The 14,886-nt window shown below is 65.6% G+C and carries 10 protein-coding genes; all 10 read right to left on the bottom strand.

The genetic code is table 11. The features are described from left to right. Nucleotides 1-7: 7 nt before the first annotated feature. On the bottom strand, nt 8-1,012 hold the full coding sequence (gap, locus tag E3N86_RS15610; protein WP_134371569.1) for a type I glyceraldehyde-3-phosphate dehydrogenase: 1,005 nt from the start codon (nt 1,010-1,012) through the stop codon (nt 8-10). 83 nt (nt 1,013-1,095) lie between these two features. After that, nucleotides 1,096-1,722 carry a superoxide dismutase gene (locus E3N86_RS15605; protein WP_104100551.1) on the bottom strand — a complete coding sequence of 209 codons (627 nt, stop codon included), beginning with the start codon at nt 1,720-1,722 and terminating at the stop codon, nt 1,096-1,098. Nucleotides 1,723-1,847: 125 nt separating this feature from the next. Further along, nucleotides 1,848-2,828: a DNA-binding protein WhiA gene (gene whiA / locus E3N86_RS15600; protein WP_104100550.1), complete on the bottom strand. Its 981-nt coding sequence runs from the start codon at nt 2,826-2,828 to the stop codon at nt 1,848-1,850. Nucleotides 2,829-2,926: 98 nt separating this feature from the next. After that, nucleotides 2,927-3,802: an RNase adapter RapZ gene (gene rapZ, locus E3N86_RS15595; protein WP_104100549.1), complete on the bottom strand. Its 876-nt coding sequence runs from the start codon at nt 3,800-3,802 to the stop codon at nt 2,927-2,929. Between the two features lie 62 nt (nt 3,803-3,864). Then, nucleotides 3,865-5,733 (bottom strand): excinuclease ABC subunit UvrC, encoded by a 1,869-nt coding sequence (gene uvrC, locus E3N86_RS15590; protein WP_134512256.1) that lies wholly within the window; start codon nt 5,731-5,733, stop codon nt 3,865-3,867. A gap of 17 nt (nt 5,734-5,750) precedes the next feature. Next, a complete protein-coding gene (uvrA, locus tag E3N86_RS15585; RefSeq protein ID WP_104100547.1) occupies nt 5,751-8,621 on the bottom strand; it encodes an excinuclease ABC subunit UvrA in 2,871 nt (956 codons plus the stop codon). 95 nt (nt 8,622-8,716) lie between these two features. Then, a complete protein-coding gene (gene uvrB, locus E3N86_RS15580) occupies nt 8,717-10,780 on the bottom strand; it encodes an excinuclease ABC subunit UvrB (protein ID WP_134512255.1) in 2,064 nt (687 codons plus the stop codon). Nucleotides 10,781-10,790: 10 nt separating this feature from the next. After that, nucleotides 10,791-11,420 (bottom strand): dephospho-CoA kinase, encoded by a 630-nt coding sequence (coaE, locus tag E3N86_RS15575; protein WP_104100572.1) that lies wholly within the window; start codon nt 11,418-11,420, stop codon nt 10,791-10,793. Between the two features lie 99 nt (nt 11,421-11,519). Beyond that, nucleotides 11,520-12,977 carry a 30S ribosomal protein S1 gene (gene rpsA, locus E3N86_RS15570; protein WP_104100545.1) on the bottom strand — a complete coding sequence of 486 codons (1,458 nt, stop codon included), beginning with the start codon at nt 12,975-12,977 and terminating at the stop codon, nt 11,520-11,522. Nucleotides 12,978-13,154: 177 nt separating this feature from the next. Next, nucleotides 13,155-14,831 carry a DUF885 domain-containing protein gene (locus E3N86_RS15565; protein ID WP_134371563.1) on the bottom strand — a complete coding sequence of 559 codons (1,677 nt, stop codon included), beginning with the start codon at nt 14,829-14,831 and terminating at the stop codon, nt 13,155-13,157. Between the last annotated feature and the right edge of the window lie 55 nt (nt 14,832-14,886).

The following is a 14,886-nucleotide window of genomic DNA, read 5'->3' as shown; positions in this document are numbered from 1 at the left end:
GACTCCGTTAGAGGCTCTTGGCGACGAGCGCAGTGAGGTCAACCATGCGGTTGGAGTAGCCCCATTCGTTGTCGTACCATGCGGACAGTTTGACCTGGTCGCCGATGACGCGAAGCAGGCCGGCATCGAAGATCGAGGAGTGCGGGTCGGTGACGATGTCACTGGAGACGATCTCGTCTTCCGTGTACATGAGGATGCCCTTGAGGGGACCCTCGGCGGCAGCCTTGTACGCGGCCTTGATGGCCTCGACGGTGACGGGACGCTCGGCAACGACGGTGAGGTCGGTGATGGAGCCGGTGGGAACCGGAACGCGCAGCGCGAAGCCGTCAAGCTTGCCCTTGAGCTCCGGCAGAACCAGGCCGAGGGCCTTGGCGGCACCGGTCGTGGTCGGAATGATGTTCAGAGCGGCCGCGCGGGCACGACGCAGGTCAGAGTGCGGGCCGTCCTGCAGGTTCTGGTCGGCCGTGTACGCGTGGATCGTGGTCATCAGGCCGTGCTTGATGCCGAAGTTGTCGTTGAACACCTTCGCGAGGGGCGCGAGGCAGTTCGTGGTGCACGACGCGTTGGAGATGATGTCGAACTTGGCCGGGTCGTAGTCTGCCTCATTGACGCCCATGACGATGGTTGCCGCCTCGCCGGAGGCAGGAGCGGAAACGATGACCTTCTTGGCACCGGCGGTGATGTGCTTGCGCGCATCCTCAGCCTTGGTAAAGCGTCCGGTGGATTCGATCACAATGTCGACGCCCAGGGCTGCCCAGGGCAGGTTGGCGGGGTCGCGCTCGGCAAGAACCTTAATCGGCTTGCCGTTGACGAGGATGGTGTCTCCATCGACCTCGACGGTGGCGGGAAGGCGACCGGTGATGGAGTCATATTTAAGAAGGTGAGCCAGCGTCTTCGCCTCGGTGAGGTCGTTCACGGCGACGATCTCGATGTCGCTGCCCTGGGCCAGGGCGGCGCGAAGATAATTACGGCCAATGCGGCCAAATCCGTTAATACCAATCTTTACAGACACGAATGTCTCCTATTCTCGTGCGCCGAGGCGCGTTGTGGTGGGTGAATCGGACGGGCTGCGGGCCCCCGTGGGGGCCCCTCCTCTCAGGAAAGGAGCAGCAGTCCGGTGGTCTTTTCGCGTGCGATGGTGAAGCGTTCCTGGACGTTGGCCCAGTTGACGATGTTCCAGAACGCCTTCACATAGTCCGCACGAACGTTGCGGTAGTCGAGGTAGTACGCGTGCTCCCAGACGTCGAGCATCAGCACCGGAATCGTGCCGGCCGCAAAGTTGGCCTGCTGGTCGAAGAACTGCTGAATGATCAGGCGCTGGCCGATCGAGTCCCAGGCGAGAACCGCCCAGCCGGAGCCTTGTACGCCAAGGGCCACGGCCGCGAAGTGGGCCTGGAACTTGTCGAAGGAACCGAAGTTGTCCTCGATTGCGCTAGCCAGGTCACCAGTGGGCTTGTCTCCGCCATCGGGCGACAGGTTGGTCCAGAAGATCGAGTGGTTGACGTGGCCGCCCAGGTTGAACGCGAGGTCCTTCTCGAGCTTGTTCACAAAGGTGAGGTTGCCGCTGTCGCGAGCCTCGGCCAGCTGGGCCAGGGCTGTGTTGGCCCCGGTGACGTAGGCCTGGTGGTGCTTTCCGTGATGGAGTTCCATGATGGTGCCGCTGATACTCGGCGCAAGAGCCGAGTAGTCGTAGGCCAGAGCCGGAAGTGTGTATTCAGCCAAGGTGCATCTCCTCTGTAGTTGTCGGCGCGAAACGCTCCGCCACCCGTTCGTGAGCAACCATTCCAGTCTACTCAGGATGCGCTGTGGCTGTGACGAACGTGGATGAACGCTGAACGCCGGGCAGGTCAGACGTCATCGAGGTCGGCCGGGAGGTTCGCGTCCGTGCCCGGGATGCCCAGGTCGGCGGCCTTCTTGTCGGCCATGGCCAGCAGGCGACGGATGCGGCCGGCGACGGCATCCTTCGTCATGGGCGGGTCCGCGTGGTGACCGAGCTCGTCGAGGCTGGAGTCGCGGAAGGAGAGGCGCAGCTCGCCCGCATACCGGAGGTGCTCCGGGATCTCCTCGTCAAGGATTTCCATGGCGCGCTGCACGCGCGCGCACGCGGCCACCGCGGCCTGAGCGGAGCGGCGCAGGTTCGCGTCGTCGAAGTTGACCAGTCGGTTCGCAGTCGCGCGCACTTCCCGACGCTGGCGGAGGGCCTCCCAGTTGAGCACGGTCTCCTGCGCCCCCATCTGCACGAGCATGGCGCCGATGGCGTCGCCGTCGCGGATGACGACCCGGTGCACGCCCCGAACCTCACGCGCCTTGGCGACGACTCCGAGGCGGCCGGCGGCTCCCACGAGGGCCATGGCAGATTCGTTCCCGGGGCAGGTGACCTCCAGCGCCGCCGAACGACCCGGGTCGGTCAACGAGCCGTGGGCGAGGAAGGCTCCACGCCAGACAGCGGCGATCTCTTCCTTCGAGCCCGTGGTGAGCCGGTTCGGCAGACCGCGAATCGGGCGCCGTCTCGCGTCGAGCAGCCCGGTCTGGCGCGCGAGGGTTTCGCCGCCGTCAAGCACTCGCACCAGGTAGTGGCTGGCGCGCCTTAGGCCGGCGGCGGGGATCACGGTCACGTCGCTGCGCACGCCGTAGAGCTCGGCGAGATCTTTGCGCACCCTCCTGGCGAGGAGAGGGGTGTCGAGCTCTGACTCGATGGCGATCCGGCCGGAAATCATGTGCAGTCCGCCGGAGAAGCGGAGAATGGTGGCCAGTTCCGCTGCACGCACCGTGGTCTTTGAAATTTCGACGCGAGCAAGCTCGTCTTTGACGTCGGCGGTGAGTGCCAATCGCTTGTCCATTCTGTCGTCCTGGCCTGATGTGGGGCCGAGTTGTAGTCGTTCTGGCCGGAGTGGGCGTCTGCTGGATGCAGTCGCCCGTGACCGGGTTATTCCCGTCCGAGGTCGCGGTTCTTGACGCTGACCGCGACACCGGGGAAGTCCTTGACCAGGGCCGCGATTTCCGCGGCCATGGCGACCGAGCGGTGCTTGCCGCCCGTGCACCCGACCGCGATGGTCGCGTGGCGTTTGTTCTCCCGCTGGTACCCCGCGAGGACCGGTTCCAGGGCCGCCGCGTAGTGCGAGATGAACTCCCGCGCCCCGGTCTGGGCGAGAACAAAATCCCGCACCTCGGAGTCTTGGCCGTTGTGGCTGCGCAGTTCGGGAACCCAGAACGGGTTGGGAAGGAAACGCACGTCGGCGACCATGTCGACGTCGGTGGGAAGGCCGTACTTGAAGCCGAAACTCATCAGCGTGACGTGCACCCCGGCGGCGTCCTCGGCGGCGAAGCGGTCCGAGATCGACGTGGCCAGCTGGTGGATGTTGAGATCGGAGGTGTCGATGACGAGGTCGCAGGACTCGCGCACGGCGCTGAGCTTGACGCGCTCGGCCGCGATGCCGTCAAGGATCGTGCCGTCGCCCTGCAGCGGATGCGGTCGTCGCACGGATTCGAACCGTCGCACGAGCACGTCGTCGCGGGCTTCGAGGAAAATGACCCGTACCTGGGACGTCTTGCGCAGCGAGTGCAGGATCTCCTGGAAATCGGTGAAGAAGTCTCGGCCGCGGATATCGACCACGGCAGCGATCTTCGGCAGGCTGGTGCCGGCCCGGCCGACCAGTTCGGCCAGCGGGCGCAGCATCTGCGGCGGAAGGTTGTCGACGACGTACCAGCCCAGGTCTTCCAGCGCGTTGGCCACGGTGGAGCGGCCTGCGCCGGACATCCCCGTCACGATAAGCATTTCCTGCCTGTCGTTCTCCGTTGTCATTCTGGACTGCGCCTTCGATCGGGTGGAACCTAAGTGTCCAGCCTACCGATCAGCCGGACCGTTCAGGCGCGCAAGTGGCGATGAATCGCCTCGGCCAGCACCGGACCGATGCCGCGAACGTCGGCAATCGCCTCCGCCGGCTCCTCCTTGAGCCGGGTGACGGAGCCGAAATGCTGCAGGAGCACCTTGACTCTGGCCGGGCCGAGACCGGGGACCTCGTTCAGCACCGACGTGATGTCCCGCTTCCTTCTCGAGCGCTGGTGCATGATCGCGAACCGGTGAGCCTCGTCGCGGATGCGCTGGATCAGGAACAGGGCGTCACTGTTGCGCGGCAGGATCACCGGGTAGTCGGAGTCCGGCAACCAGATTTCCTCGAGCCGCTTCGCGATTCCGCACAGCTGGATACCGGTGACGCCGGATTCGCGCAGCGCCCGCGCCGCCGCGGCCACCTGAGGCTGGCCGCCGTCGACGATGAGCAGGTTCGGCTGGTACCGGAACTTCTTGCGCGTCACCGTGGCATCGGCCTCGCTCTCCGGCGCCGCTTCCTCGTCGGGGATCAGGTAGGCCAGGCGGCGGGTAAGCGTGCGGTAGATGGAGTCCGTGTCATCCGTGGACTCGGGAATGCTGAACCGGCGGTACTCGTCGGTTCGCGGCAACCCGTCTTCGAACACCACCATGGAGGCGACGATGTTGGTGCCGCTCAGGTGCGAGACGTCGTAGCATTCCATCCTGAGCGGCGCGGAGGGCATCTCCAACGCCTCCTGGATGTCTTCGAGGGCCTTGGACCGGGCGACGAAGTCGGAGCTCCGCCGGGTCTTGTAGAGCATCAAGGCATGCTTGGCGTTCTGGGTCGCCGTGGCGAGCAGGGCGGCCTTCTCGCCCCGCTGGGCAGCGACAAGCCGGACCTTGCGTTTGCCGACGCCGGCCAGCCAGGTTTCCAGCGCCGCGGCGTCGTAGGGCAACTCCGGCACAACGATCTCCCGCGGAGGCACGGCTCCGGAGCCGTAGGCCGTCAGCATGATCGAGTCGATCAGGTCGCTCGTCGTGAGGTCCAGTTCCTTGTCGACCATCCAGCCGCGCACACCGCGGATGCGGCCGCCCCGCACGATGAACAACTGCACCGCCGCGGCGAGTTCATCCTGGTCGATGGCGAACAGGTCGATGTCGACGCTGTCGCGGAGCACGACGGCGCTCTTCTCCAGAACGGCGTTCAGCGCCCGCACCTGGTCGCGCCGTTTGGCGGCGACCTCGTAGTTCTGGCCCACCGCGGCATCCTTCATCTCCGCGGTCAGCTGGTTGATCAGCTTGCGATCCTGGCTGCCCATGAAGCTGACGAACTCATTTACGATCACCCGGTGCTCCTCGATGGAGACCAGGCCGGAGCAGGGGCCGAAGCACCGCCCGATCTGCCCGCCGAAGCAGGGCTTGCCGGACTGAATGGCCCGTTTGTAGTTGGCGTTGTTGCAGGTGCGGATGGGGAAGGCTTTGAGCATCAGCTCGATTGTCTCGTGCACGGCCCAGACCTTCGGGTACGGTCCGAAATACCGGGCGCCGCGGATGCCGGTGGTGCGGGTGACGAGAGCCCGCGGCGCCTCGTCGGCGAGGGTCACCGCGAGGTACGGGTAGGACTTGTCGTCCTTGAACCGCACGTTGAAGGGCGGGTCGAACTCGTTGATCCAGGTCCACTCCAGCTGGAGGGCCTCGACCTCGGTGCCGACGACCGTCCACTCAACCGAGCTGGCCGTGGTGACCATGCGCCGGGTGCGCTCATGCAGGCTGCTCAGCGGGGCGAAGTAGTTCGCGAGCCGCGCCCGCAGGTTCTTGGCCTTGCCGACATAGAGTACCCGCCCGGTTTCGTCACGAAATCGGTACACCCCGGGACTCGTGGGGATCTCGCCCGTCTTGGGGCGATAGCTCAGCGCATCGGACATGATGGTTCCTGAGGCGGTCAGTGTGCCGCCAGGATCTCCTTCAGGAACACGCCCGTGTGGCTCTTCTTCACGGTGGCGACGTGCTCCGGGGTTCCGGTGGCAAGCACGCGGCCCCCGCCGGAGCCGCCCTCGGGACCAAGGTCGATCACCCAGTCGGCGGATTTTATCACGTCGAGGTTGTGCTCGATCACGATTACGGTGTTGCCCTTGTCGACCAGGCTGTTCAGCACAAGCAGCAGTTTGCGCACGTCTTCGAAGTGCAGGCCGGTCGTGGGCTCGTCGAGCACGTACACGCTGCGGCCATTGGACCGGCGCTGCAGCTCGGTGGCCAGCTTGACGCGCTGGGCCTCGCCGCCGGACAGCGTCGTGGCGCTCTGGCCGAGGCGCACGTAGCCGAGGCCGACCTCGACGAGGGTGTTCAGGAACCGGTGGATGGACGAGATCGCCTCGAAGAAATCGGCGGCCTCGCTGATCGGCATGTCCAGCACCTCGGCGATGCTTTTGCCCTTGTAGTGCACGGTGAGGGTGTCGCGGTTGTAGCGCGCTCCCCCGCAGACCTCGCAGGCAACGTAGACGTCGGGCAAGAAGTTCATCTCGATTTTGATCGTGCCGTCGCCGGAGCAGGCTTCGCAGCGGCCGCCCTTGACGTTGAAGCTGAACCGGCCGGGCAGGTAGCCGCGCGCCTTAGCCTCGATCGTCTCGGAGAAGAGGGTGCGGATCTTGTCGAAGACGCCGGTGTAGGTGGCAGGGTTGGAGCGCGGCGTGCGCCCGATCGGGGCTTGGTCGACGTGGATGACCTTATCGAGCTGCTCGAGCCCGGTGACGCGAGTGTGCCGGCCGGGGAGTTTGCGGGCGCCGTTGAGCCGGTTGGCCAGTACCCGGTACAGGATGTCGTTGACGAGAGACGACTTGCCCGATCCGCTGACGCCGGTCACGGCCGTGAACGTGCCGAGCGGGAAGCTGACCGACACCTTCTTGAGATTGTTGGCCTCCGCGCCGATAACCGAGATTTCGCGCGCCGGGTCGATCTCGCGCCGGGTGGCCGGGGTCGGGATGGATCTGCGGCCGGCAAGGTAGTCCCCGGTCAGCGACTCCGTGTTGGTGAGCAGGTCGGCGTAGGAACCGGAATGCACGACATGGCCGCCGTTGACGCCGGCGCCCGGGCCGATGTCCACGACCCAGTCGGCCGTCTTGATGGTGTCTTCGTCGTGCTCAACCACGATCAGGGTGTTCCCGAGGTCGCGCAGGGTAACCAGGGTCTCGATCAGCCGTCGGTTGTCGCGCTGGTGCAGGCCGATGCTCGGTTCGTCGAGCACGTACAGCACCCCGGTCAGGCCGGACCCGATCTGGGTGGCCAGACGGATGCGCTGCGCCTCGCCGCCGGACAGGGTCGCCGCGGCCCGGGCCAGATTGAGGTAGTTCAGGCCAACGCGGATCAGGAAGTCCAGGCGCGCCTTGATCTCTCGCAGCACCTGCGCGGCGATGACGGCCTCCCGGTCGGTCAGCTCGAGCTTGTTCATGAAATCGCGGGCGTCGGTGAGACTGAGGTTGCAGACATCAGCGATGCTGGCCCCGTGCACGAGCACGGCGAGGACCTCGGGCTTGAGCCGGGTTCCGGAGCAGACGGGGCAGTCGACTTCGCGCAGGTATTCTCCCCAGCGGGCGCGCTGGGTGTCGGACTCCGCCTGCAGGTACTGACGTTCAATGTAGGGCACGACGCCCTCGAAGCCGGAGGTGTAGCTCATCTCCCGGCCGTAGCGGTTCTTCCACTTCACCTTGACCTCGAAGTTGTCGCCGCGCAGAACGGCGTCCTGCACCTCGGCGGGCAGTTCGCCCCACGGGGTGTCGAGGGAGAAGTCCAGGTCACGGGCGAGCCCGTCGAGGAGCTTCTCGTAGTACTGGAACAGTCCCTTGCCCTGCGTGGTCCAGGGCAGCACGACGCCGTCCGCGATGCTGAGCTCGGGGTCGCCGAGAAGCAGGTCTGCGTCGACCGACATGCGCGTGCCGAGCCCGGAGCACTCAGGGCAGGAGCCGAAGGGCGCGTTGAAGGAGAATGTGCGCGGCTCGATCTCGGTGAGCTGCACGGGGTGGTTGTTGGGACAGGAGAGCTTCTCCGAGTAGCTTTGCCAGGCCTCGTCGCCCTCCCGGTCGACGTAGTTGATCTGCACGATGCCATCGGTCAGCTTGAGCGCCGTCTCAAGGGAGTCCGTGAGCCGGCTCAGCAGGTCGGGGCCGGCGACCAGACGGTCGATGACCACGAAGATGTCGTGTTTGAGTTGCTTCTTCAGAACGGGCGGCTCGTTGAGCTGGATCGGGGTGCCGTCGACGATGGCGCGGGAATAACCGCCCGCTGCCAGTTCCTTGAACAGGTCGACGAACTCGCCCTTTTTTTGGGATACGACCGGGCTGAGCACCTGGTAACGGACGCCCTCATCGAGTCCCATCAGCTGGTCGGCGATCTGCTGCACGGTCTGTGCCTGGATGACCTCGCCGCAGACGGCGCAGTGCGGCACACCGATGCGCGCCCAGAGCAGCCGCATGTAGTCGTAGACCTCGGTGATGGTGCCCACGGTCGACCGAGGGTTGCGGTTGGTCGATCTCTGGTCGATGGAGACGGCAGGGCTCAGGCCCTCGATGAAGTCGACGTCGGGTCGGTCGACCTGGCCCAGGAACTGCCTGGCGTACGCGGACAGCGATTCGACGTAGCGCCGCTGGCCCTCCGCGAAGATGGTGTCGAACGCGAGCGAAGACTTGCCCGAGCCGGACAGCCCCGTGAAGACGACGAGCGAATCGCGCGGAATCTCGAGGTCCACGTTGTGCAGGTTGTGCACACGGGCGCCACGAACGTTGAGTTTTGATCCGGTCTCTACCTTGGAAATTGACACCATTCGATTCTATGCAGCGTCACGCGTCCAACCCTGCGAATCAGCACGCCCTGAGCGAACAAATGTTCGAAGTCTACCCAGCCAGTCCAATCATCCGATCAGATGTGGCCGGCCTTCTCCATCTGGCGCAGCTCACGCTTCAGCTCGGATACCTCGTCGCGGAGCCGGGCCGCGAGCTCGAACTTGAGCTCCCCCGCCGCCTCGAGCATCTGGCCGTTCAGGTCGGCGATAATCGACTCAAGGTCGTTCGCGCCGTTCGCGGCCAGTCCCTGCCGGCGCGGTGTCGCCGCGACGCCCTTGCGGCGGGTGTCGCGGCCGGCCAAAAGCTCGGCGGTGTCCGCCTCTTCCCGAGCGAGAACCTCAGTGATGTCAGCGATCCGTTTGCGCAGCGGGGTGGGATCGATGCCGTGAAGGGTGTTGTAGGCCACCTGCTTCTCGCGGCGGCGGTCGGTCTCGTCGATCGCGCGCTCCATCGAGGCTGTGAGCCGGTCGGCGTACATATGCACCTCGCCGGAGACGTTGCGGGCCGCGCGGCCGATGGTCTGGATCAGCGAGGTCGCCGAACGGAGGAAGCCCTCCTTGTCGGCGTCGAGGATGGCGACAAGCGACACCTCGGGCAGGTCGAGCCCCTCGCGGAGCAGGTTGATGCCCACGAGGACGTCGTAGACGCCGGCCCGCAGCTCAGTGAGGAGTTCGACGCGACGGAGCGTGTCGACATCCGAGTGCAGGTACCGCACCCGCACGCCGGCCTCGGTGAGGAAGTCAGTGAGTTCCTCGGACATCTTCTTGGTGAGCGTGGTGACCAAGACGCGTTCGTTGCGGTCGACGCGCTTGTGGATTTCCTCGAGAAGGTCGTCGATCTGGCCCTTACTGGGCTTGACGATGATCTGCGGGTCGATCAGCCCGGTGGGACGGATGATCTGTTCAACGATGCCGTCGGCGATGCCCAACTCGTACTTGCCGGGGGTGGCGGAGAGGTAGACGGTCTGGCCGACGCGCCCCTTGAACTCCCCGAATTTGAGCGGTCGGTTGTCGAGGGCGCTCGGGAGCCGGAACCCGTGATCGACGAGTGTGCGCTTGCGCGAGGAGTCGCCCTCGTACATGGCGCCGATCTGCGGCACCGTGACGTGGGACTCGTCGATGACCATCAGGAAGTCGTCAGGAAAATAGTCGAGCAGGCAATGCGGCGCCTCCCCCGGTTGCCGCTGGTCGATGTGCCGGGAATAGTTCTCGATGCCGGAGCAGAAACCGATCTGCTCCATCATCTCCAGGTCAAACTGCGTGCGCATGCGCAGGCGCTGGGCCTCGAGCAGTTTGCCCCCGCGCTCCAGCTGTTCAAGCCGTTCGGCGAGCTCCTCCTGAATGGTGCCGATGGCGCGCTCCATCACGTCCGTGCTGGCCACGTAGTGCGAGCCGGGGAAGACGGCAACGGAGTCGAGCTTCCTCACGATGTCGCCGGTGAGCGGATGCAGGCTGTAGAGCGCCTCGATCTCGTCGCCGAACATCTCGATGCGGATGGCGAGTTCTTCGTACATCGGGATGATCTCGATGGTGTCGCCGCGCACCCGAAAGTGGCCGCGGGAGAAGTCGATGTCGTTGCGCTGGTACTGCATGGCAACGAACTTGCGGATCAGCCAGTCCCGGTTGACCTGTTGACCGACCTGGAGAGCGACCATGGCCTCGAGGTAGCCTTCGGGCGTGCCGAGGCCGTAAATGCAGGAGACCGTGGAGACCACGATGACGTCGCGCCGGCTGAGCAGGGAGTTCGTGGTGGAGTGCCGTAGGCGCTCGACCTCCGCGTTGATCGAGGAGTCCTTCTCGATAAAGGTGTCGGTCTGGGGCACATAGGCCTCGGGCTGGTAGTAGTCGTAATACGACACGAAATACTCGACGGCATTGTTGGGCATCAGCTCACGGAATTCGTTCACGAGCTGCGCGGCGAGGGTCTTGTTATGGGCGAGCACCAGGGTCGGCCGCTGCACCTGTTCGATCAGCCAGGCCGTGGTCGCCGATTTGCCCGTTCCGGTGGCGCCGAGCAGCACGATGTCGGTCTCTCCGGCGTTGATGCGGCCGGCCAGCTCGGCGATCGCTGTGGGCTGGTCGCCGCTCGGCGTGTACTCGCTCACCACCTCGAACGGATTAACAGAGCGCGTGGGTTCCATGCTCGTCAGTCTACGGAGCGCCTCTGACAATGCGCTGCTGACCCTGACCCCGCACCTGGTCCCACAGCACGTCGACCTGCTCCAGGGTCTGCTCAAGAGTGCCGCCCGTGTCGATGACGACGTCGGCGATCCTGTGACGGTCGGCGTCACTGGCCTGGGCGCGGATCCGGCGCTCCGCTTCGCCGACATCCATCGCCCGCAGCTCCACCATGCGGCGCACCCGGGTCGGCTCGTCGGCCTGGGTGACGACGACGAGGTCGAAAGGATGGTCGACGCCTGCCTCCACCAGCAGGGGCACGTCGTACACGACGATCGCGTTGCGGTCGGCATCTTCCGCCTCGCGGATCAGTGCGTTCGAGCGCGCGCGCACCTCGGGGTGCACGATCGCGTTGAGGCGGTCCAACGCCTCCGGGTCGCGGAACACGACCGCGCCGAGCGCCACCCGGTTCAGGCTGCCGTCGGGCAGCAGCACCGCGTCACCGAAAGCATCCGCGATCTTGACAAGCCCCGGGGTGGCGGGCCCGACCACGACCCGCGCGAGTTGGTCGGCGTCGATGTGCACGGCCCCGTGCTGCACTAGCCGCCGCGCGACGGTGCTTTTTCCGGATGCGATCCCGCCGGTCAGTCCAATCAAGTACACACTTGCCATGCTAACGGCCCTCAATGGACGAACCGGCATCCGCCGGCGAAGCGAAAAAAGGCCGCACCCCGGAGGGTGCGGCCTTCAGTCAGCTCGGTGCTAGTTGGAGCTGGAGAGCTTCTCGCGCAGTGCTGCGAGGGCCTCGTCGTCCGCGAGCGTGCCGGCGCCGGCCGTCTCGTTCGAGAAGGTGTTGCCTGCGGCGGACGGGACATCGCTGACGGCGGTGATCTCGTCGTTCGCGGAGGCAACCTGCTTCTTGTGGGCTTCCCAGCGAGCCTGGGCTGCAGCGTAGTCCTGCTCCCACTTCTCGCGCTGGGTCTCGAAGCCTTCGCGCCACTCGTTGGTCTCCGGGTCGAAGCCCTCGGGGTACTTGTAGTTGCCCTGGTCGTCGTACTCGGTGAGCATTCCGTAGAGCGCCGGGTCGAACTCGGTGCCCTCGGGGTCGACACCGTCGTTGGCCTGCTTGAGGCTCAGCGAGATGCGGCGACGCTCGAGGTCGATGTCGATGACCTTGACGAAGACCTCGTCGCCGACCGACACGACCTGCTCGGCGAGCTCGACGTGCTTGCCGGAGAGCTCGGAGATGTGAACGAGTCCCTCGATGCCCTCGGCAACGCGAACGAACGCGCCGAACGGAACGAGCTTGGTGACCTTACCCGGTGCAACCTGGCCGATGGCGTGGGTGCGAGCAAAGACCTGCCACGGGTCTTCCTGCGTGGCCTTGAGGGAGAGCGACACGCGCTCGCGCTCGAGGTCGACCTCAAGGATCTCGACGGTGACTTCCTGGCCAACCTCGACGACCTCGCTGGCGTGCTCGATGTGCTTCCAGCTGAGCTCGGAGACGTGAACCAGACCGTCAACGCCACCCAGATCGACGAACGCACCGAAGTTGACGATCGACGAGACAACACCCTTGCGGACCTGTCCCTTCTGAAGGTTGTTGAGGAACGTGGTGCGGCTCTCGGACTGAGTCTGCTCGAGCAGCGCACGACGGGACAGCACGACGTTGTTGCGGTTCTTGTCGAGTTCGAGGATCTTGGCCTCGATCTCCTGGCCCAGGTACGGGGTCAGGTCGCGAACACGGCGCAACTCGATGAGCGAGGCCGGGAGGAACCCACGGAGTCCGATGTCCACGATGAGGCCACCCTTGACAACCTCGATGACCGAACCGGTGACAACGCCATCCGACTCCTTGATCTTCTCAACGTCGCCCCATGCACGCTCGTATTGAGCGCGCTTCTTGGACAGGATGAGACGGCCTTCTTTGTCTTCCTTCTGAAGAACGAGGGCCTCAACCAGGTCGCCGACCTTGACGACCTCAGAGGGGTCGACGTCGTGCTTGATGGAAAGTTCGCGGGAGGGAATGACGCCCTCGGTCTTGTAGCCCACGTCGAGGAGAACCTCGTCGCGGTCGATCTTCACCACGGTGCCCTCGATGAGGTCTCCGTCGTTGAAGAATTTCAGAGTCTTTTCGACCGCGGCAAGAAAGTCTTCAGCAGATCCAATGTCGTTGATGGCGACCTGCTTGGGTGCCCGTTCGGTCGTTGCGTTTGTCATGTAGTAGTTGCTCCAGGATGGACATAGTTCGGGCCACGCACGGGAAAAACTCGTGCTCATGCACCATGCATGGCGGTGGACAGTTCGTCACAAGCGTGACAGTTAAGCTTAGCTGTTTGCGGGAGAGGCCGGCAACTTGCCCGTCCCCACCGAAGCTACGCCGATCGACCCCGAACGTTAACCGAGCATCGCCGCCTGGAGGGTGTCCAGGCCGACCCCGCCGAGATCGAGGGCCTTGCGGTGGAACTCCTTGATCGAGAAGGCGTCACCCTCGCGCTCCCTGTAACTGTCCCGCAGCTGCTCCCAGATGCGCTGGCCGACCTTGTAGGACGGGGCCTGCCCCGGCCAGCCGAGGTACCGGTTCACCTCGAACTTGACAAAGCTCGCGTTCATGTTCACGTTCCGGCCCAAGAACTCCAAGGCGTAGTCGGCGGTCCAGGGGCCCGAACCGTCGGGCAGCTGCTTCTCGAGGTGCACGCCGATGTCGAGGACGACGCGGGCGGCGCGCATCCGCTGCCCGTCCAGCATGCCGAGACGGTCGGCCGGGTCATCGAGGTAGCCCAGCTGCTCCATCAGACGTTCCGCGTAGAGCGCCCAGCCCTCGGCGTGACCCGAGGTGCCGGCCAGCTGGCGGCGCCAGGTGTTCAGCTTGGCCCGGTTGTAGACGGCCTGGCCGATCTGCAGATGGTGGCCGGGCACGCCCTCGTGGTAAACGGTGGTCAATTCGCGCCAGGTGTCGAATTCGGTGATCCCGACCGGCACCGACCACCACATCCGGCCCGGGCGGGAGAAGTCGTCCGTAGGCCCGGTGTAGTAGATGCCGCCTTCCTGGGTGGGGGCGATCAGGCACTCGAGGCGTTTGATCTCGTCGGGGATGTCGAACTGGGTCTCGGAGAGCTCGGCGACGGCTCGGTCGCTGGTCTCCTGCATCCATTTCTGCAGGGCGTCGGTGCCGTGCAGCTTGCGGCTGGGTTCGGTGTCGAGGAACGCAATGGCCTCGGGCACGCTCGCGCCCGGCTTGATCAGGTCGGCGATGCTCTCTTGCTCGGCGACCATCCGCGCCAGCTCCTCCACGCCCCACTCATAGGTTTCGTCGAGGTCTATGGTCGCGCCGAGGAAACGGCGGGACTGCAGCAGGTAGAGGTCGCGACCGATGGCGTCGCGGGTGGGGGCCCTGCCCTCGAGCTCGGTGCCGAGGAAGTCCGCCAGCGTTCCATAGGCCGCGGCAGCGGCACGCGCCCGGGTGTCGAGATCCTTGGCCAGCGAGGCCGGGAGCGCTCCCGTGTCGTGGCCGGCGTTGGCGGCGAACTCGGCGAAGAAGCCGTCGTTCGCCGCGTGGCGCCGGGCCTGCAGGATGACTTCCTGCACTTGACGCCGGGCGGGCATACTGCCGCGCTCGATGCCGAGGCGCAGGGTCTGGATGTAGCCGTCGATGGCCCCGGGCAGGGCGCGCAGACGGGCGGAAACGGTGTCCCAGTCGGCGACGGTGGCGGTGGGCATCAGGTCGAAGACCTCCCGGATGCCCTGGGCCGGCGACGCGATCACGTTCAGGTCGCGCAGCGGCAATCCGGCTTCGGCGCTCTCGACGTCGAGGGCGAGCGAGCTGCGCAGGTCGGTGCGGGTGACGACGTCGACGTCGTCGACGGCCGTGGCCGCGTCGAGGCGGGTGATGAAGGATCGGGCCGCGTCGACCCTGCGGTCCAGGCCGTCCGGGGAGTAGTCGCCGAAGCGGCCGTCAACCTCGGTGCGGCCGATGTACGTGCCCACGGTCGGGTCGATATCGACGAGGGTGTCCACCCAGTCCTCGGCGATCCGGTCGATCGGCGTGGGGGTGCGCTGCTTGTCGGTTGTCATGACCCGAGCCTAGAACACGCGCTCGACCGCGGGCGGAGCGCCGGACCTTGCATTC

It is taken from the genome of Cryobacterium sp. Hz7 (genome assembly GCF_004402815.1).
Taxonomy (GTDB): domain Bacteria; phylum Actinomycetota; class Actinomycetes; order Actinomycetales; family Microbacteriaceae; genus Cryobacterium; species Cryobacterium sandaracinum.
The sequence above is the reverse complement of the archived record's forward strand: the minus strand, read 5'-3'. Positions and strand labels throughout refer to the sequence as shown.

Excerpts from the sequence above, each read along its gene's own strand:
- rapZ (WP_104100549.1), bottom strand. The coding sequence starts at position 3,802 with ATGACAACGGAGAACGACAGGCAGGAAATGCTTATCGTGACGGGGATG.
- uvrC (WP_134512256.1), bottom strand. The coding sequence starts at position 5,733 with ATGTCCGATGCGCTGAGCTATCGCCCCAAGACGGGCGAGATCCCCACG.
- uvrA (WP_104100547.1), bottom strand. The coding sequence starts at position 8,621 with ATGGTGTCAATTTCCAAGGTAGAGACCGGATCAAAACTCAACGTTCGT.
- uvrB (WP_134512255.1), bottom strand. The coding sequence starts at position 10,780 with ATGGAACCCACGCGCTCTGTTAATCCGTTCGAGGTGGTGAGCGAGTAC.
- rpsA (WP_104100545.1), bottom strand. The coding sequence starts at position 12,977 with ATGACAAACGCAACGACCGAACGGGCACCCAAGCAGGTCGCCATCAAC.
- E3N86_RS15565 (WP_134371563.1), bottom strand. The coding sequence starts at position 14,831 with ATGACAACCGACAAGCAGCGCACCCCCACGCCGATCGACCGGATCGCC.